This is a genomic window from Roseovarius sp. THAF8 (genome assembly GCF_009363735.1).
In the GTDB taxonomy this organism is placed as follows: domain Bacteria; phylum Pseudomonadota; class Alphaproteobacteria; order Rhodobacterales; family Rhodobacteraceae; genus Roseovarius.
This window is the reverse complement of record NZ_CP045410.1, coordinates 2410398-2427773: the sequence shown is the minus strand read 5'-3', so window position 1 is coordinate 2427773 and position 17376 is coordinate 2410398. Positions and strand designations below refer to the sequence as shown.

16 protein-coding genes and 1 pseudogene are annotated in these 17376 nt (G+C 65.4%); 7 read left to right on the top strand and 10 right to left on the bottom strand.

What is annotated here, in order from left to right:
- Positions 1–23: 23 nt before the first annotated feature.
- The gene (locus tag FIU85_RS11860; protein ID WP_152497036.1) at positions 24–719 is read right to left on the bottom strand and encodes a GntR family transcriptional regulator; all 696 of its coding nucleotides are present in this window, start codon (positions 717–719) and stop codon (positions 24–26) included.
- 148 nt (positions 720–867) lie between these two features.
- On the opposite strand from FIU85_RS11860, the gene FIU85_RS11855 reads away from it, so the two are divergent.
- The 6 genes and pseudogenes from FIU85_RS11855 (at position 868) to FIU85_RS11835 (ending at position 6710) form a co-directional block, all read left to right on the top strand.
- A complete protein-coding gene (locus FIU85_RS11855) occupies positions 868–1953 on the top strand; it encodes a polyamine ABC transporter substrate-binding protein (RefSeq protein WP_152497035.1) in 1086 nt (361 codons plus the stop codon).
- Between the two features lie 63 nt (positions 1954–2016).
- Positions 2017–2769, top strand: a pseudogene (locus tag FIU85_RS22610) (ABC transporter ATP-binding protein); the annotation flags it as partial.
- 21 nt (positions 2770–2790) lie between these two features.
- On the top strand, positions 2791–3582 hold the full coding sequence (locus FIU85_RS22605; protein ID WP_368372986.1) for a TOBE domain-containing protein: 792 nt from the start codon (positions 2791–2793) through the stop codon (positions 3580–3582).
- Entirely contained in the window at positions 3579–4472 is an 894-nt protein-coding gene (locus tag FIU85_RS11845; RefSeq protein WP_152497033.1) for an ABC transporter permease subunit, read from the top strand. Before FIU85_RS22605 ends, FIU85_RS11845 begins: the two co-directional genes overlap by 4 nt.
- A gap of 79 nt (positions 4473–4551) precedes the next feature.
- On the top strand, positions 4552–5373 hold the full coding sequence (locus FIU85_RS11840; RefSeq protein ID WP_152497032.1) for an ABC transporter permease: 822 nt from the start codon (positions 4552–4554) through the stop codon (positions 5371–5373).
- Positions 5370–6710 carry an NAD(P)/FAD-dependent oxidoreductase gene (locus tag FIU85_RS11835; protein WP_368372962.1) on the top strand — a complete coding sequence of 447 codons (1341 nt, stop codon included), beginning with the start codon at positions 5370–5372 and terminating at the stop codon, positions 6708–6710. Before FIU85_RS11840 ends, FIU85_RS11835 begins: the two co-directional genes overlap by 4 nt.
- On the opposite strand, the gene FIU85_RS11830 is transcribed toward FIU85_RS11835, so the two are convergent.
- Positions 6707–7630 carry a DMT family transporter gene (locus FIU85_RS11830; RefSeq protein ID WP_152497031.1) on the bottom strand — a complete coding sequence of 308 codons (924 nt, stop codon included), beginning with the start codon at positions 7628–7630 and terminating at the stop codon, positions 6707–6709. The genes FIU85_RS11835 and FIU85_RS11830 overlap by 4 nt on opposite strands.
- A 132-nt stretch (positions 7631–7762) precedes the next feature.
- Between FIU85_RS11830 and FIU85_RS11825 the strand changes: the two genes are divergently transcribed.
- Positions 7763–8293 (top strand): glutathione peroxidase, encoded by a 531-nt coding sequence (locus tag FIU85_RS11825; RefSeq protein WP_152497030.1) that lies wholly within the window; start codon positions 7763–7765, stop codon positions 8291–8293.
- On the opposite strand, the gene FIU85_RS11820 is transcribed toward FIU85_RS11825, so the two are convergent.
- The 8 genes from FIU85_RS11820 to mtgA all read right to left on the bottom strand — a co-directional run bounded on the left by FIU85_RS11820 (position 8250) and on the right by mtgA (position 17255).
- Complete coding sequence (locus tag FIU85_RS11820) at positions 8250–9260, bottom strand: GlxA family transcriptional regulator (protein ID WP_152497029.1); 1011 nt, start codon at positions 9258–9260, stop codon at positions 8250–8252. The genes FIU85_RS11825 and FIU85_RS11820 overlap by 44 nt on opposite strands.
- Before the next feature lie 179 nt (positions 9261–9439).
- A complete protein-coding gene (tdh, locus tag FIU85_RS11815) occupies positions 9440–10471 on the bottom strand; it encodes an L-threonine 3-dehydrogenase (protein WP_216648909.1) in 1032 nt (343 codons plus the stop codon).
- A gap of 15 nt (positions 10472–10486) precedes the next feature.
- Positions 10487–11407: a PLP-dependent cysteine synthase family protein gene (locus FIU85_RS11810; RefSeq protein ID WP_254702886.1), complete on the bottom strand. Its 921-nt coding sequence runs from the start codon at positions 11405–11407 to the stop codon at positions 10487–10489.
- Positions 11404–12603, bottom strand: coding sequence for a glycine C-acetyltransferase (locus FIU85_RS11805; RefSeq protein ID WP_152497027.1), 1200 nt, complete (start codon positions 12601–12603; stop codon positions 11404–11406). The genes FIU85_RS11810 and FIU85_RS11805 overlap by 4 nt, the downstream gene beginning before the upstream one ends.
- A gap of 87 nt (positions 12604–12690) precedes the next feature.
- Positions 12691–14691 (bottom strand): hydantoinase/oxoprolinase N-terminal domain-containing protein, encoded by a 2001-nt coding sequence (locus tag FIU85_RS11800; protein ID WP_152497026.1) that lies wholly within the window; start codon positions 14689–14691, stop codon positions 12691–12693.
- A 44-nt stretch (positions 14692–14735) separates the two neighbouring features.
- Positions 14736–15785, bottom strand: a complete 1050-nt coding sequence (gene queG, locus FIU85_RS11795) for a tRNA epoxyqueuosine(34) reductase QueG (RefSeq protein ID WP_152497025.1) — start codon at positions 15783–15785, stop codon at positions 14736–14738.
- 60 nt (positions 15786–15845) lie between these two features.
- Positions 15846–16511, bottom strand: coding sequence for a glutathione S-transferase family protein (locus tag FIU85_RS11790; RefSeq protein WP_152494614.1), 666 nt, complete (start codon positions 16509–16511; stop codon positions 15846–15848).
- 57 nt (positions 16512–16568) lie between these two features.
- Positions 16569–17255 carry a monofunctional biosynthetic peptidoglycan transglycosylase gene (gene mtgA, locus FIU85_RS11785; RefSeq protein ID WP_254702885.1) on the bottom strand — a complete coding sequence of 229 codons (687 nt, stop codon included), beginning with the start codon at positions 17253–17255 and terminating at the stop codon, positions 16569–16571.
- Positions 17256–17376: the final 121 nt, after the last annotated feature.

Below are 17376 nucleotides of genomic sequence, written 5' to 3'. Positions count from 1 at the left end.
CAAATTATTCAGAGTCAATCGAATCAGGTCGGACGCGCGTTCTGCTCCAGGGAAACGCGGACCTGCTCCATTCCCTGGATCACGTCTTCGCGGATGGCGCGGGCCGCGCCTTCGGCATCGCGGGCGTGCATGGCGTCCAGCATGTCCTTGTGCTTGTCCGGCAGGTTCTGGGTGCCCATCCGCCCGCAGACGACCCGCAGGGAAGGGCCGAACCGCAGCCACAGCCCCTCGGCCAAGTCGGCCAGGATCGGGGCGTCGGCGATGGTGTAGATATGCGCGTGAAAGGCGTAATTCAGCTCCAGATAGGCGCGCAGATCGCCCCCGTCGATGGCGGCGTCCAGATCGCGGTCGAGCGCGGTCAGGTGGTCGAGGTCTTCCAGACCCGCACGCTCGGTCGCCCGTAAAGTAAGGTGCGGATCAAGCCATTGGCGGGCAAGGATAAGCTCGGAAATGTTGTCGGCGGTCAGGGTTGGCACCACCACGCGGCGGTTGCCGCGGAACTCCAGCGCGCCCTCGGCGGTCAGGCGGCGGATCGCCTCGCGCACCGGGGTCATGCCCGCGCCCAGTCGGTCGGTCAGCCCCTGGATGGTGACCGCCTGCCCCGGCGCCAGGTCTCCGAACAGCACCAGCGCGCGCAGCTCGCGATAGATCAACTCGTGCGCCGGAACACGGGCCGCTTCCGCGCTGTCCGTGCCGATTTTCTGGGCGGGTTTGCTCATAGGGTATGCTTTCCGTCGCGGTGATCCTCGCAATCACCTTGCGAGTTTAGCGGCTGCATGAAAGCATTACCATATTGCCATGTCCGGTTTTGTTTGATCAAATCCGGGGCCAAGATGCGACAGGCATCGAACCAAGGGGAGATACCGAATGACACAGAAGTTTCTGACCATGACCGCCGTTCTGGCGCTGGGCGCGACAAGCGCCATGGCGCAGGAAGTGCGCGTCTACAACTGGTCCGACTATATCGACGAGGACCTGCTGGCGAAGTTCGAGGAAGAGACCGGGCTGGAGCTGGTCTATGACGTGTTCGACAGCAACGAGGTGCTGGAGACCAAGATGCTGGCCGGCGGCTCGGGCTATGACGTGGTGGTGCCGTCTGGCACCTTCCTGCAACGCCAGATCGCGGCGGGCGCATTCCAGAAGCTGGACAAGTCGCAGCTGCCGAACCTGGACAACATGTGGGACGTGATCGAAGAGCGGACCGCGAAATACGACCCCGGCAACGAATATGCCATCAACTACATGTGGGGCACCACCGGCATCGGCGTGAACACCGCGAAGGTGGCCGAGGTGCTGGGCGAGGATGCGCCCGTGGACTCGCTGTCGCTGATCTTCGACCCGGCGAACATGGAAAAGCTGCAAAGCTGCGGCGTGCATTTCCTGGACGCGCCGGTCGAGCTGATCCCCGCCGCGCTGCAATATATCGGCGAGGACCCCGACAGCCATGATCCCGACGTGATCGCCAAGACCGAAGAGGTGCTGATGGGCGTGCGGCCCTACGTGCAGAAGTTCCACAGCTCGGAATACATCAACGCGCTGGCCAATGGCGACATCTGCGTGGCCTTCGGCTGGTCGGGTGACATCCTGCAGGCGCGCGACCGTGCCGCGGAGGCCGGCAACGGTGTCGAGATCGCCTATAACGCGCCCAGCGAGGGCGCGCTGATGTGGTTCGACATGATGGCGATCCCGGCCGATGCGCCGAACCCCGAGGGGGCGCACACGTTCCTGAACTTCATCATGGATGCCGAGAACATCGCTGCGGCCTCGAACTATGTCTACTATGCCAACGGCAACAAGGCCTCGCAGGAATTCCTGGTCGAGGACGTGATCGACGATCCGGCGGTCTATCCGAACGAGGAGACGCTCGAGAACCTCTACACCACCACGCCCTATCCGGCGAAGGTGCAGCGGGTCGTGACCCGGATGTGGACCAAGATCAAGTCCGGCACCTGACGCAGGACATGACAGGACCCGCGCGGCGCACCCGCGCGGGTTCATTCCTTCAAGGGGACAGCAATGCCGGAATGCAAGTTCGCGCCGTGGGACGATCCGAATGAAAAACCGCTCATCCAGTTCAGGAATGTGACCAAGCGGTTCGGGACGTTCACCGCCATCGACAACCAGTCGTTCGATATCTACGCAAAGGAGTTCTTTGCGCTGCTGGGCCCGTCGGGCTGTGGCAAGACGACGATGATGCGGATGCTGGCGGGGTTCGAGGCGCCGACCGAGGGCACGATCCTGCTGGGCGGGCGCGATATCGCGCCGATCCCGCCGAACAAGCGCGAGGTGAACATGATGTTCCAGTCCTACGCGCTGTTTCCGCACCTGTCGGTCTGGGAAAACATCGCCTTCGGCCTGAAGCGCGACAAGCTGCCCGCCGACAAGATCGCGGCGCGGGTGGACGAGATGCTGAAGCTGACGCGGCTGGAGCGGTTCGCAAGCCGCAAGCCGCACCAGATTTCCGGCGGCCAGAGACAGCGCGTGGCGCTGGCGCGCAGCCTGGCCAAGGGGCCGAAGCTGCTGCTGCTGGACGAGCCGCTGGGGGCGCTGGATGCCAAGCTGCGGCAGGACACGCAGTTCGAGCTGATGGATATCCAGGAAAAGACCGGCACGACCTTCGTCATCGTCACCCACGACCAGGAAGAGGCGATGACCGTGGCCAGCCGCGTGGCGGTGATGGATGACGGGCGGATCGTGCAGATCGCCACGCCCGACGAGATTTACGAGGCGCCCAACACGGCCTACGTGGCGGATTTCATCGGCGACGTGACGCTGTTTTCCGGCACGGCGATGAACCGCGCGCCCGACGCCGGGCCGGACGCCAGTCCGGTGGCTGCCGAGACGCCGGAGGGCACGGCCGAGGCGGCGCCGCAAGAGGCGGAAACGGCTGAAACAGAGACTGTCGAGACACCCGAGGCGGTTGCCGAAATCGGGGTTCCGGCTGAGCCCAACGCGCCGGTCGCGGACGAGCCCGCGCCGGAACCCGAAAGCGCAAAGCCCGCCAACCCCGCGCCGGAACCTGCGGAGGACAGCGCAAAGCCCGCCACACAGGCGCCGCAGGGACCGCAACCCAACCGGATGGGCCTGTGGCTGCATGACAAAGTCTGGGCCAGGGTGTTCGGCCCGCGCACCGACATCGTGCGGCAATTGCCGCCCCCGAGCCCCGCCGCCGCGACGGTGCCAAAGACAGAGGCAAGGGCGGCGCACCCAGAGACTGTTCCAGCGGAAACCACCGAAATTCCCGACGGTGGCATTACCATCGACTGGGCCGAGGGTCAGCCGCCGCTGATCGCGCTCGACGGGCCGAGGGTGGAGGACGGCCAGCACGTTCAACTGGCCCTGCGCCCCGAGAAGATCGGGATTTCCAAGACCAAACCCGATGCGGTCAACGCGCTGAAAGGCAAGGTGATCGACATCGCCTACCTGGGCAATCTGTCGACCTATCACGTCGAGCTGGAAAACGGCACGATGATCAAGGCGCAGCTGGCCAACACGCGCCGCATCTCGCGGCGCGACATCACCTGGGAAGACGAGGTCTGGGTCAGCTGGACCGGCACGGCGGGCGTGGTGCTGACGTCATGACCCGGCGTCTGATCCTCATTCTCGTGCCCTACCTGTGGCTGCTGGCGCTGTTCCTGGTGCCCTTCGCCATCGTGCTGAAGATCAGCCTGTCGGACATCGAGCTGTCGATCCCGCCCTATACGCCGCAGCTGGACCTTTCCGAAGGGTGGGAGGGGATCAAGGGGTTCTTCGCCGCGCTCGACTTCGAGAATTTCGTGTTCCTGGCCGAGGATGACCTGTACTGGAAATCCTATCTTTCCTCGCTTCAGATCGCCTTTTTCTCGACCCTCCTGACGCTTCTGGTGGGCTATCCCATCGCCTATGCCATGGCGCGCGCGCCGAACCACTGGCGGCCGACGCTGTTGATGCTGGTGATCCTGCCGTTCTGGACCAGCTTCCTGATCCGGGTCTATTCGTGGATGGGGATCCTGTCGACCGAAGGCTACCTGAACCAGCTTCTGCTGGGTCTGGGTCTGATTTCCGAACCGCTGACGATCCTCAATACCAATGTCGCCGTCTATATCGGGATCATCTACACCTACCTGCCTTTCATGATCCTGCCGGTCTATTCGGCGTTGGAGCGGATGGATGACAGCCTGCTGGAAGCGGCCGAGGATCTGGGCTGTTCGCGGCTGACGGCCTTCTGGCTGGTGACGTTTCCGTTGTCGAAGAACGGCATCATCGCGGGCTGTTTCCTGGTGTTCATCCCGGTGGTGGGCGAGTTCGTGATTCCGTCGCTGCTGGGCGGATCGCGGACGCTGATGATCGGCAAGGTGCTGTTCGAGGAGTTCTTCAACAACCGCGACTGGCCGGTGGCGAGCGCGGTGGCGGTGATCCTGCTCTTGATCCTGATCATCCCGATCGTGCTGTTCCAGCGCAATGAGCAGAAACAGCGGGAGGCGGAAGGATGAGCGCGCGCAAAACTCTTCGGAAGAGTTTTGCCAAAAGCTGTGACAGAGCTTTTGGCGAACGGGCACGGAAGGGGGAGCGATGAGGCGGTTAACATGGTTCAACACCACCTCCCTGACGCTGGGCTTCGCGTTCCTGTACCTGCCGATGATCATCCTCGTGATCTACAGCTTCAACGCGTCGAAACTCGTCACCGTCTGGGCCGGGTTCTCGACCCGGTGGTACGGCGAGCTGTTGCGGAACGAAGCGTTTCTCGATGCCGCCTGGGTGACGTTGCAGGTCGCGGTGGTCAGCTCGACCATCGCGACGGTTCTGGGCACGATGGCGGCCTATGTACTGGTGCGCGCGGGGCGGTTCTGGGGACGGACGCTGTTTTCGGGCATGATCTATGCGCCGCTGGTGATGCCCGAGGTGATCACCGGTCTGTCGCTCTTGCTCTTGTTCATCGGAATTGGGCTGGACCGGGGGGTGCTGACGATCATCCTGGCGCACACGACCTTTTCGATGTGCTTCGTGTCGGTCGTGGTGTCCTCGCGGCTGGTCAGCTTCGACAAGTCACTGGAAGAGGCCGCGCTGGACCTGGGCTGTTCCGCGTTCTCGGCGTTTCGGCTGGTGACCCTGCCGATCATCGCGCCGGCGGTGATATCCGGGTGGCTGCTGGCCTTTACCCTGTCGCTGGATGACCTGGTGATCGCCAGCTTCACCGCGGGCCCGTCGGCCACGACCCTGCCGATCAAGATCTGGTCGTCGATCCGGCTGGGGGTCAGCCCCGAGATCAACGCCCTGTCGACGATCCTGATCGCGGTTGTCGCGGTCGGCGTGATTTCCGCCTCGCTGATTTCCAAGCGCCAGTTGCTGCGGCAGGAGGCCGACGAGAAGGCCGCGGTCAGGGCCGAGGCATGACCATGCTCAAGCGGATCTGGGAAGAGGGCGCGTATGGCGCCGCGCCGGTGGCCGATTGCTGGTGGGCGGATACCGTTCCGCCGGGCGACTGGCCCGCGCTGGACGGGGACACCACCACCGATGTCGCCATCATCGGCGCGGGGTTTACCGGGCTGAACGCCGCGCTGGGCCTGGCCGAGGCGGGCGTCGGCGTCACCGTGCTGGAGGCGCAGCACCCGTTCTGGGGCGCGTCGGGGCGCAATGGCGGGTTCTGTTGCCTGGGCGGGGCCAAGGCCAGCCATGCCGAGATAAAGGCGAAGTTCGGCGAGACCGAGGCGCGCGGCTTTGCCCGGGCCGAGATGGCGGCGGTGGATCACGTGGGCGGGTTGATCGAGAGGCTGGGGCTGGACGTGGACCGCCATTCGGAGGGCGAGACGCAGCTGGCCCATCGCCCCAGGGACTTCGAGGCGATGCGGGAGGATGCCGCGGCAACACGGGAGCTATATGGCGTGACGCCCACGCTGACCCCGCGCGAGGAGCTGTCGCAGGCGGGGTTCAGAGGGCCTTTTCACGGCGCCTCCACCATGCCCATCGGATTCGCCCTCAATCCGCGGAAATATGCGCTGGGGCTTTGCAGGGCGGCGGAGGCGGCGGGGGCCGTGGTGCACGGGCAAAGCGCGGTCACGCGGATCGAGAGCCTGGCCGACGGGCGCTATCGGGTGCACACAGGAACAGGCTCTGTTACAGCCGAAAAGTTCATTATCGCGACGAACGGTTACAGTGCGGACAACCTGCCGGACTGGATGGGCGCGCGGTATCTGCCGACGCAATCGAGCGTGATCGTCACCCGCCCGATGACGGGTGACGAGCTGGCCGCGCAAGGCTGGACCAGCAGGCAGATGTGTTACGACACACGCCACTTGCTGCATTATTTCCGGCTGATGCCGGACAACCGGATGCTGATGGGGATGCGCGGCGGGCTGCGCCATTCGCCCGGCACCGAAGCGCAGATTCGGGCGATGATCCGCGCCGATTTCGAAAAGATGTTTCCCGCCTGGGCGCATGTGGAGACACCGCATTACTGGTCGGGGTTCGTCTGCGTGACGCGCGACCTGGTGCCCTATGCCGGGCCGATCCCGGAACTGCCGGGCGGGTTCGCGGCGTTCGGCTATCATGGCAACGGCGTGTCGATGGGCAGCTATGCGGGGCGGCTGTTGGCCGACCTGGTGCGGGGCGAAACGCCCGACATGCCCTACCCGGCGCCACTGAGCCACAAGCCGCGGAAATTCCCGCTGGGGCGATTCCGGCGCATGCTGATGCGACCCGCATACCTGCATTACGCGTGGCTTGACCGCTAGCCCTGGGGCGTCTTCGCCTCCTTGGCGCGGCCGCGCTGCAGGCCAAGCTGACGTTCGCGGACGATGATGATGATACCCGCCAGCACGATCAGCGCGGCCCCGATCAGCATCTGCCCGGTCGGCACCTCGTCGAAGATGACATACCCGATGGCGATGGCGAACAGCATCGAGGCATAGTCGAAGGGCGCGATGACGCTGGCATCGGCAAAGCGGTAGGCGGAGGTCAGGAAGATCTGCGCAAGCCCGCCGATCAGACCGGCGAGAACCAGGTAAACAGTCTCTGTTCCGCCCGGAATCACCCATCCGAAGGGGAGGGTCAGCAGCGACAGCAGCGTCGAGGTCAACGAGAAGTAGAACACGATCGCGCTGGTCTGTTCGGTCTGCACCAGCTTGCGGATGTAGATCTGCGCCAGCGCGGCACAGACCGCGCCCAACAGGACCAGCACCGCGCCCACGGCCTGTGCGGTTTCCACCGTCGGCCCGCCCAGCGTGGTCAGGCGCGGGGCCAGAACCACCAGCACGCCCACGAGGCCCAGCGCCACGGCGCCGAGGCGGAAGATGCCGACCTTTTCGTCCAGGAACATCGCCGCGAAGACCACCACCAGAAGCGGCGCGGCATAGCCCAGCGCCGTGACCTCGGGCAGGGGCAACAGACCCAGGCCGGCGAACATCAGGCCCATGGCCGTGGTGCCCACGAACCCGCGCCAGAAATGGCCCAAGCGGGATTTCACCCGCAGGCCGGTCGACATTTCGCCCCGGATCGCCAGCCAGGCCAGGATCACCGGAATGGCAAAGAACGAGCGGAAGAAAACCGCCTGTCCGGGCGGAACAGTGTCTGCTGCGGCCTTGATCAGGGCCGACATGACGATGAACAGCGTCACCGCGACAAGCTTGAGCAGAATACCCGTGAGAGGTGTCATGGAGCGTCTCCGTCCCCCTGACGTGACGGAAAGCGGCAGCAAAATCAATCGCCGTCAACGCAAGGCCGGTATGACCGAAGTGATCCGGGCTGGGCCGCGGCGCGTACCGCCCTATAGTTACGGAGTATGATCATGCGCTTTCTTCTTGGCTTTCTGGCCACGGTTTTCGCCCTTCCCGCGCTTGCGCTGGACCTGCAATCCACCTTCACCAATATCGACGGCGGCACGCACCGATTGTCGGACTGGCAGGGGCAGCCGGTCCTGGTGGTGAACACCGCGTCGATGTGCGGGTTCACCGGGCAATATTCGGATCTGCAGGCGCTTTACGACACATATCGCGACCGGGGGCTGGTCGTTCTGGCGGTGCCGTCGGACGATTTCAACCAGGAGCTGGCGAGCGAGGAAGAGGTCAAGGATTTCTGCGAAGTGAACTATGACCTGACCCTGCCGATGACCGGCATCACGACCGTGCATGGGCCCGATGCGCACCAGTTCTATCGCTCGGTGGCGCAGGAGGCCGGGTTCACGCCAGCGTGGAACTTCAACAAGATCCTGCTGAGCCCCGAGGGCAAGGTCGTGGGCACCTATGGTTCGCCCGTCAAGCCGATGTCGTCCACCATCACCGGCGAAATCGAGAAGCTGCTGGCCCGGACGGGCGGCTGACGGGGGTGGTCGCGTCGGCTTCCTTGCTGGGGGCGATGCTGTAAAGCTTGCGATAGGCACGCGAGAAATGCGTGGGGCTGGTAAAGCCGCAGAGCACGCTGATATCGGTGATGCTCATCTCGGTCTGGCGCAGCAGGTTTCGAGCCTTTTCCAGCCGGATTTCGAGATAATAGCGGCTGGGCGAGGTGTTCAGAAAGGCCATGAAGAGCCGTTCCAGTTGGCGTACGGAAACGCCAATCAACGCCGCCAGCTCGCTGAGCTTGAGCGGATCCTCGATATTGCCGCGCATGATCTCGATCGCCTGGGTCAGGCGGCGGTTGCCGCGCCCGACGCGGGCGGGCAGGGACAGGCGCTGAGACTGGCTGTGATCGCGGGGGGCGGTATAGACCATCTGCTCGGCCACGTATTCCACCAGTTTCGGCCCGTAATCCTCGCCGATGAGATGCAGCATGAGGTCCATCGACGAGGCCCCGCCGGCGCAGGAGAACACGCGGCCGTCCACTGAATAGATCGTGTCCTGCACGGTGACCTGCGGCAGGGCCTCGGTCAGCGCATCGACATATTCCCAGTGGGTGCTGACCCGGCGCCCCGCGATCAGGCCCGCCAGCGCGAGCGTGTAGGCGCCGCTGGACAGGGAGCCGAAGGTGATGCCCTTGCGCGTCTCGCGCCGCAGCCAGGCCAGCACATCCTTGGTGCTGCCCGCAGAGGCGGCGTGGCCGGCACAGACTACCAGCGTGTCCTCGCGGCGCAACTCTTCCAGCGCGCCGTCCACGGTGATGGTCACGCCGTTCCAGGCCCGGGCCGGCGCGCCATCGGCGCTCAGCAAGCGCCATTCGTAAAACGCGCGGTTGCTGGAATGGCGGTTGGCGAGGCTGAGCGATTCCAGCGCGCAGGTGAAGCCCAGCATCGAAAAGCCCGGGATCAGAAGAAAGACATAGCGTTTCGGAGGCTGGTCGGTGTCGCGCATCAAGAATTCTTTGGCTGTGGGTCACGCAAGGCCCGTGGACGGGACGCGTGGGCGGTACCAATCACCCGGACCGGCCCTGCCTGTCGCGCGGGTTTTCGGCAGAAACAGGTCCGCAGGCGACACGATTTGATCCAATCCGCCACATCCCTGCAACGGGTCGGATCACGCGCGCCGGGCCCTCAAGCCACACCCCAGTCCATCACCACCTTGCCGGAATTGCCCGAGATCATCGCCGCGAAGCCGTCCTCGAAGTCGTCGATGCCGATCCGGTGCGTGATCAGGCCCGAGACGTCCAGCCCCGACTGCACCAGCGCGATCATCTTGTACCATGTCTCGTACATCTCGCGCCCGTAGATGCCCTTGATATGCAGCATCCTGAAAATGACGGTGTTCCAGTCGACCGGAAACTCGGTGGGCGCAATGCCCAGGAGGGCGACCTTGCCGCCGTTGTTCATGCGCGAGATCATCTGCTGCATGGCCGCCGACGCGCCGGACATTTCCAGGCCCACGTCGAAGCCTTCGGTCATCCCGATTTCGTCCATCACGTCTCGCAGCTGTTCGCGGCTTGCGTCGACTACGTGCTGCACCCCCATCTCGCGGGCAAGGTTCAGGCGATACGGGTTGATATCGGTGATCACGGTTTTCCGCGCGCCGACCTTCTGCGCCACGAGCGCGCCCATGATGCCGATGGGGCCGGCGCCGGTGACCAGAACGTCCTCGCCCACAAGATCGAAGGACAGGGCGGTGTGCACGGCGTTGCCGAACGGGTCGAAGATGGCGGCGATCTCGTCCGGGATATCCTTGGGGATGGGCACCACGTTGGATTCGGGGATGCACAGATACTCGGCAAAGCTGCCGGGGCGGTGAACGCCCACCCCCTTGGTGTTGCGGCAGAGATGCCCGCGCCCGGCGCGGCAGTTCCGGCAGGCGCCGCAGACGATATGCCCCTCGCCGCTGACCCGTTGGCCGATCCGGTATTTCATCGCGGCACGGCCCATATCAACGATCTCGCCGACGAATTCATGGCCCACGACCATGGGCACCGGCACGGTCTTGGCGCTGAATTCGTCCCATTTCCAAATATGCACGTCGGTGCCGCAAATGGCGGACTTCTTCACCTTGATCAGCACGTCGCTCGGCCCCGGTTCGGGGACCGGGACGTGTTCCATCCACAGGCCCGGTTCGGGCTTGGCCTTCACGAGGGCTTTCATCTGGTTCTGCATGGTCTAGTCCCACAAATCGGTGCTGAGGTATTTCAGGCCGCTGTCGCACATCACGATAGCGATGGTGCCGCCCTGTTCCAGCCCGCCCAACAGCTGAATCGCGCCGGCAAGGTTGGCGCCGGCGGAATAGCCGGCGAATATGCCTTCGGTGCGGGCCAGCAGGCGGGCGGCCTCGGCGGCGTCGAGGCCGGAAACAGTGACTGTTCCAGCCAGATCGGCGGATTTCAGATGCGTGAGGTCCGGCATGGAATAGCCGCCACCCTGGATCGGATGGCCGGGTTTGTCGGGGGCGATTCCGTAGCAGCGCACGCCATTTGGGCCAAGATAAGCCGCCACCCCGGCCAGCGTGCCACCCGAGCCGATGAAGTCGCAAAACGCGGTGACCGTGCCGCCCGACTGCGCCCAGATCTCGGGGCCGGTGCCCATCTCGTGCGACAGGGGGTTGCCCGCCCGCTCGAACTGGTCGGCGCGGTAGGCGCCCCGCTCTGCGGTGATTTCCTGCGCGGCGGCATCGACCAGAGCGAGATCCGCGCCGGAGACCTCGCCCTTGCGGCTGGCTTGGGCCTGCGGGACGAGGATGACCTCGGCCCCCAAGCTGCGCATCATCCGGGCGCGTTCCTCGGAATTGCCTTCGCTCATCACCGCGACGAACGGATGGCCCAGCACGCCGCAGACGATGGCCAGCCCCGTGCCCATGTTGCCCGAGGTCAATTCCACCACGGTCTGGCCCGGGGCAAGCTCGCCCGTGGCGCGCGCGCCTTCGATGATCGCCCGTGCCGCGCGGTCCTTTTTGGAAAAGCCGGGCATCAGGTAATCGAGCTTGGCGAGGATGCGGCCATCCAAGTGCAATGCGTCTCTGATACGGCTCAATTCGACCATGGGCGTGTCACCCATGGCCTCGATCACAGAGGGCAGCACGGTCACGCGATGACCTCCAGCTCGCGGCCCACCGCCTCGAACGCGTCGATGGCGCGGTCCAGCATGTCACGAGTCAGGGCGGCGCTCATCTGGGTGCGGATGCGGTCCTGTTCGCGCGGTACGACCGGAAAACTGAAGGCGGTGACATAGACGCCGCGGTCATTGAGCCGCTTGGCCATCTCCTGCGCCAGCTTGGGGTCGCGCAACATGACGGGGATAATCGCGTGCTGCCCGGGCAGAAGTTCGAAGCCCAGCTTGCCCATCCGCTCCCGGAAATAGGCGGCGTTGTCCCAAAGCTGGCCGCGCAGATCGTCGCCGCGTGCCTCCAGCAGGTCGAGGACGCGCAGGGAGGCGGCGGCAATGACCGGGGCCAGCGTGTTGGAAAACAGGTAAGGCCGCGAGCGTTGCCGCAGCCAGTCCACCACCGGCGCGCTGGCCGCGGTATAGCCGCCCGAGGCACCGCCCATCGCCTTGCCCAGCGTGCCGGTCAGGATGTCGACACGGCCCATGACGCCGCAATGTTCGTGACTGCCGCGCCCGGTGTCGCCCAGAAACCCGGTGGCGTGGCAATCGTCGACCATGACCATCGCATCGTACCGCTCGGCCAGGTCGCAGATCCGGTCCAGCCTGGCGATATAGCCATCCATGCTGAACACCCCATCGGTGGCGATCAGGCGATGGCGCGCGCCTTCCGCCTCTTTCAGGCAGCGTTCCAGATCCGCCATGTCGCTGTTGGCATAGCGATAGCGCTGCGCCTTGCACAGGCGCACACCGTCGATGATGCTGGCATGGTTCAGGGCGTCGGAGATGATCGCGTCCTCGGGGCCCAGAAGCGTCTCGAACAAACCCGCGTTCGCGTCAAAAGCGGCGGCGTACAGGATGCTGTCCTCGGTCCCCAGGAAGCCAGCGATCCGCGCCTCGAGCGCCTTGTGCTCCTCCTGCGTGCCGCAGATGAAGCGCACGCTGGCCATGCCGAACCCGTAACGGTCGAGCGCGTCATGCGCGGCGGCAATCACCTCCGGATCATCGGCCAAGCCGAGATAGTTGTTGGCACAGAGGTTCACCACCGCGTGCCCGCCTTCCAGCGTCACCTCGCCGGCCTGCATCGAAGTGATGACCCGCTCGGTCTTGTAAAGCCCGTCGTCGCGCAGCCCGTCGAGGCGCCCGGCAATATCCGCGTCAAATTTCTCGGCCGCCCGCATGGTGCGCCCCCCTCGCTTTCACTGTTCTTCACATTCTCAATGTAACAGCCGCCGATCACAAGCGCAGCCGTCAGATGGGTGGCCCGGTCACGAGGCGATGCGGGGCCGCCCGCTGACCTCGACGGTGATGGTGGCTTCGAGGAATACGTCCCGTCCCTCGGCCTGCGCGGTCTTAATGTCGCGGGTAATGTCCGTCTGAAGGTCCTCGGCGCCGGCGGCGAGGGCTGTCTGGCGGGCATCGGATTTCAAGACGTCTTCGAGCCTTTCCATGGCTTTGTCTGACTCAACGAAATCCTCCGGCCCGGTTTCCAGATGCACGCGGAACCGGCCCTCGGCGGGGCTGGTAATGGTGCCTTGCCGCCGGATCGTGACGCGCCCGACCACCGCGCCGATGGCGTTGGCGACCCCGGCATGTTCGGGCAGGATCATGTCGCAGCCCAGGCGAGCGCCCACCGCCGGATAGTAGCTGCTGGCCGAGGCGCCCAGCCCGATCACCGGCACGTTCAGGCCGGTGTCGAGACGCACCAGCCCGCGATGCCGGTCCAGCCCCTTCTGCATCAGGACATGCCGTGCCAGTTGCGCCGGGGGCAGGCCGAAGTCTTCATCGTCCTCGGCAAAAGCAGTCTCTAACAAGGCCAGACTCGTCTGGTCGGTCAACTGATCGACAATCATCTGCGCCATCGCCTGAGGCTCGGGGCACAGACGGTTGCCAGTGCCGGTACGCTTGCGCCCGACCAGTTGCACGGCCTTGCGCGCCGCCTCGGCATCCCAGGCATCGAGCCGCCCCAGAACGTGGCTGGCATCGGATGGTGTCACGCCCGCGACCTGCACGAGGCCCCGTGCCACAAGCCGACGCAGCGCCGCGCTGTCCATCCGGTTGCGCAGCACCGCGCCCAGCGGTTTCACACCCGTGCCGATCCGCTCCAGCAGGGCGGTGTCTTTCGACCCTAGCCCGTCGGCCTCGACCCCCGGCACGAGGCGCACGAAGCGCCCGTCATGTTCGCCCGGCGTGTCGTTGCGCAGCTGGTCGTCCAGCACCGCGTGCAGGGCGGCCGGATCTTCCAGCGCGATCAGGCTGACCGGGATCACCCGTCGCGGGCCGAGCGTGACGCCACCCACCAGCCCTTCGTCGATCACGTGCACCTCGCTGTCGCCGCCAAGGCCGGTGGTGCGCATGGCGACCGCCTCGACCATGGTGCGCCACGGCCCGACCTGCGCGCCCGCCGGGTCGATCATGGGACGACCATCGCGCAGAACGGCGACATCCGTGGTGGTGCCGCCAATGTCGGAGACCAGCGCGTGATCGGCGCCGGTCATCCAACGCGCCCCGACGATGCTGGCCGCCGGACCGCTGAGAATGGTCTCGATGGGGCGTTCCCGCGCCTGCGCGCTGGAGATCAAAGCACCGTCACCGCGCACCACCATCAGCGGAGCGTCGATGCCGAAGCGGGTCAGCGTGCCTTCGGCCTTTTCGATCAGCCGGGCGATCATGCCGACCAGGCGGGCGTTCAAGAGCGCGGTCAGTGCCCGCTTGGGCCCGTTCAGCTTGGCCGACAGGTGATGCGAGCAGCTGACGGGCTTGCCGGTCGCGGCGCGGATCATCTCGGCCACGCGCAGCTCGTGGCTGGGGTTGCGGGTGGCGAACTGGCTGGCGATGGCGAAGGCGGAGGCACCCAAATCAGTCTCTAACCATGCCGAAAGTGCGGTTTCATCCAGCGCCGCCGCCTCGCTGCCCGCATGGTTGTGCCCGCCGCCGAGCACCAGGGCCGGATCCCCGGCCAGCGCCTCTGTCAGGCCGTGCATGTCAAGGTCGCGCTCGCGAAAGCCGATATAGACCAGCCCGACGCGCCCGCCCTGCCCCTCGACCAACGCATTCGTGGCCAGCGTGGTCGACAGCGAGGCAAGCCCGATCTGATTGGGCGTTATGCCGCTTCGGGTCAGCACGGCCTCGATCGCATCGCCGATGCCGATGGACAGGTCCTGCCGCGTGGTCAGGGCCTTGGCGCTGGCGATCACCTCGCGCTCGTCGCGCACCAGGACGGCGTCGGTATAGGTGCCGCCGGTATCCACGCCCAGAAGTATCGCCATGATGGTTCCTTTCGTCCGCGGTTCGGTTACCGCCAAACCGCGGGCTAATCGCGCCCGTTTGCGGCATGATCGAGCCGCTTTACCGCCCATCGCGCCGCATCGGCCACGGTTGCATCGGGATCGTCGCACAAATCCTGCGCCACCGGCGCCAGGTCGGGCCGGCCCGAGTTGCCGATGGCATAGAGCACGTTGCGCACGAAACGGTCGCGCCCGATCCGCTTGATCGGGCTGCCCGAAAACCGCGCCCGGAACCCGGCGTCATCCAGTTTCGCCAACTCTGCCAGCGGCGGGGCAACCAGATCGTCGCGGGCGTGATAGCGCAGCTCCGTCGCCTCGACCGCGAACTTGTTCCACGGGCAGACGGCAAGGCAATCGTCGCAGCCATAGATCCGGTTGCCCATCCTTTCGCGCAACTCTCCGTCCACCGGGCCCTTGTGCTCGATCGTCAGGTAGGAAATGCACCGCCGTGCATCCAGCTGGTAGGGTGCCGGAAACGCATCGGTCGGACAGATATCCAAGCAGGCGCGGCAAGAGCCGCAATGATCCTCTTCGGCAGGATCAGTGTCTATTTCAAGCGTGGTGAAGACCGACCCGATGAAGAACCAGCTGCCCATCTGGCGGCTCACGAGGTTGGTGTGCTTGCCCTGCCACCCGAGGCCCGCCGCCTCGCCCAGGGGTTTTTCCGGGACCGGCGCGGTGTCCACGAAGACCTTCACCTCGCCACCCGCTTCGGCGATCAGCCAGCGCGCCAGGCGCTTCAGCCGCTTTTTCACGATGTCGTGGTAGTCGCGGTTGCGGGCATAGACTGAAACGGTTCCGACCGCAGGGTCCTCCAGGGTTGCCATCGGGTCACCTTCGGGCGTATAGCTTTCGCCCAGCATGATCACCGACCGCGCCTCGGGCCACAGCACATCGGGCGCGCCGCGCCAGTGCGCCCGGTCGGCCAGCCAATCCATCTGTCCGTGATAGCCCTTGTCCAGAAAGGCCGCCAACCGCGCGGGCACTTGCGGCACATCGCCCGGACGGCACACGCGGCACAGGGCGAAGCCTTCGGCCAAGGCCTGCGCCACCAGTCTCTGTTTCAGCCCATCCATGGCTCTTTCTCTGGCCAGAAATATCCTGGGGTGAGGCCGCAGGCCGAGGGGCAAAGCCCCTTAAAAGTCAAGATCGGCATAATGCGCCGGCGGTGGGAAACCCGGCACCTGGTCGGCCAGGATGTTGCGGAAGGCCGGGCGCGACTTGATCTTGGCGTACCAGTCCTTGACCACGTCCGAGCGGTTCCAGTCCACGTCGGAGATATAGTCGAGGCTCGACAGGTGCGCCGCGGCGGCGAAATCGGCCAGGGTCATCACGTCGCCGGCCAGCCAGCGGCGGCGGTCCAGCAGCCACGCCATGTAATCGAGGTGGAACTTGATCGCCTTGGCGCCCGCCTTGACGTTGGTGCTGTCGGGAAAGCCCTTGCCCATCACCTTCTTGTTCACCCGCTCGTAGAGCAGTTTCGACGTCACCTCGTGATGGAACTTGTCGTCGAACCACGCCACCAGCCGGCGCACCTCGTAGCGGCCCTCGTGCGCCTTGGGCATCAGGGCGGGCTCGGGGTGCTTGTCTTCGAGGTACTCGCAGATCGGCGTGCTTTCCGACAGGGTCATGCCGTCCAGCCGCAGCACCGGCACCTTGCCCGCCGGGTTGCGGCGCAGGAAATCGGGGTCGGCTTCCCAGTAGCGTTCCTCCACCAGTTCACATTCGATCCGCTTCTCGGCGAGGCATAGCCGCACCTTGCGGCAGAAGGGCGAGAGTGGAACGTGATAGAGCTTGGCCATTGGGGGTCCGGTCATCTTGCGAAATCAGTCCTTCAATGCCCTGTAAGCGCGTCCATTTCAATCCTCGAAACACGCCGCGCGCCCGTCACGGCGAATCGTGGCCGCCCCGTCCATGATGCCGGCGGCGCGCCGGCGCGTGGCATCGCTGGGCCGGGACGCGGAGCGGTCCTTGGGATTGGGCAGGACGGCGGCCAACCGCGCCGCCTGCACGTCGCTCAGCGCGTCGGGGGCGACGTCGAAATAATGCCGGGCGGCGGCGTCGATGCCGAAGATCCCCTCGTCGAACTCCGCCACGTTCAGGTAGACCTCGATGATCCGCCGCTTGGACCAGAACAGCTCGACCACCGGGGTCAGCCCGGCCTCGAGCGCCTTTCGGGTCCAGCTGCGCCCGTGCCAGAGATAGACGTTCTTGACCACCTGCTGGCTGAGGGTCGACGCGCCGCGCCCGCTGCCGTCTTCCAGCGCGTCGCGGATGGCGTTCATGTCAAAGCCCCAGTGCAGGCAGAAATTGGCGTCCTCTGCCGCCACCAACGCGCGCGCCATCACGGGCGCCACGTCGCCGAGCGGCACCCATCGGTGCCGGATCTCGCCCAGGCGAAAGGCCTCCTGTTTCATGTAGAGCGTATCGGGCGGCGCGAACCAGCGATGCACCAGGACCGTGCCGCAGACGATCACCACCACGATCAGGAACAGGCGCACGACCCAGACCCGCGCCCACAGGACGGGGGCGGCGATCCGGTCCATCACCGAGGGTCTGGATTTTCTGCTGCTCGTTTTCCTGGCCATCGCTGCCCGCAATAGTGCAAACCGGGGTCCGATGGTCAATCGGCACTTTGTTCCGGCGGACCGTATCCGCGCCGGAGGC

Coding starts and splice junctions, on each gene's coding strand:
- FIU85_RS11860 (WP_152497036.1), bottom strand. CDS start 719: ATGAGCAAACCCGCCCAGAAAATCGGCACGGACAGCGCGGAAGCGGCC.
- FIU85_RS11855 (WP_152497035.1), top strand. CDS start 868: ATGACACAGAAGTTTCTGACCATGACCGCCGTTCTGGCGCTGGGCGCG.
- FIU85_RS22605 (WP_368372986.1), top strand. CDS start 2,791: ATGAACCGCGCGCCCGACGCCGGGCCGGACGCCAGTCCGGTGGCTGCC.
- FIU85_RS11845 (WP_152497033.1), top strand. CDS start 3,579: ATGACCCGGCGTCTGATCCTCATTCTCGTGCCCTACCTGTGGCTGCTG.
- FIU85_RS11840 (WP_152497032.1), top strand. CDS start 4,552: ATGAGGCGGTTAACATGGTTCAACACCACCTCCCTGACGCTGGGCTTC.
- FIU85_RS11835 (WP_368372962.1), top strand. CDS start 5,370: ATGACCATGCTCAAGCGGATCTGGGAAGAGGGCGCGTATGGCGCCGCG.
- FIU85_RS11830 (WP_152497031.1), bottom strand. CDS start 7,630: ATGACACCTCTCACGGGTATTCTGCTCAAGCTTGTCGCGGTGACGCTG.
- FIU85_RS11825 (WP_152497030.1), top strand. CDS start 7,763: ATGCGCTTTCTTCTTGGCTTTCTGGCCACGGTTTTCGCCCTTCCCGCG.
- FIU85_RS11820 (WP_152497029.1), bottom strand. CDS start 9,260: ATGCGCGACACCGACCAGCCTCCGAAACGCTATGTCTTTCTTCTGATC.
- tdh (WP_216648909.1), bottom strand. CDS start 10,471: ATGAAAGCCCTCGTGAAGGCCAAGCCCGAACCGGGCCTGTGGATGGAA.
- FIU85_RS11805 (WP_152497027.1), bottom strand. CDS start 12,603: ATGCGGGCGGCCGAGAAATTTGACGCGGATATTGCCGGGCGCCTCGAC.
- FIU85_RS11800 (WP_152497026.1), bottom strand. CDS start 14,691: ATGGCGATACTTCTGGGCGTGGATACCGGCGGCACCTATACCGACGCC.
- queG (WP_152497025.1), bottom strand. CDS start 15,785: ATGGATGGGCTGAAACAGAGACTGGTGGCGCAGGCCTTGGCCGAAGGC.
- FIU85_RS11790 (WP_152494614.1), bottom strand. CDS start 16,511: ATGGCCAAGCTCTATCACGTTCCACTCTCGCCCTTCTGCCGCAAGGTG.
- mtgA (WP_254702885.1), bottom strand. CDS start 17,255: ATGGACCGGATCGCCGCCCCCGTCCTGTGGGCGCGGGTCTGGGTCGTG.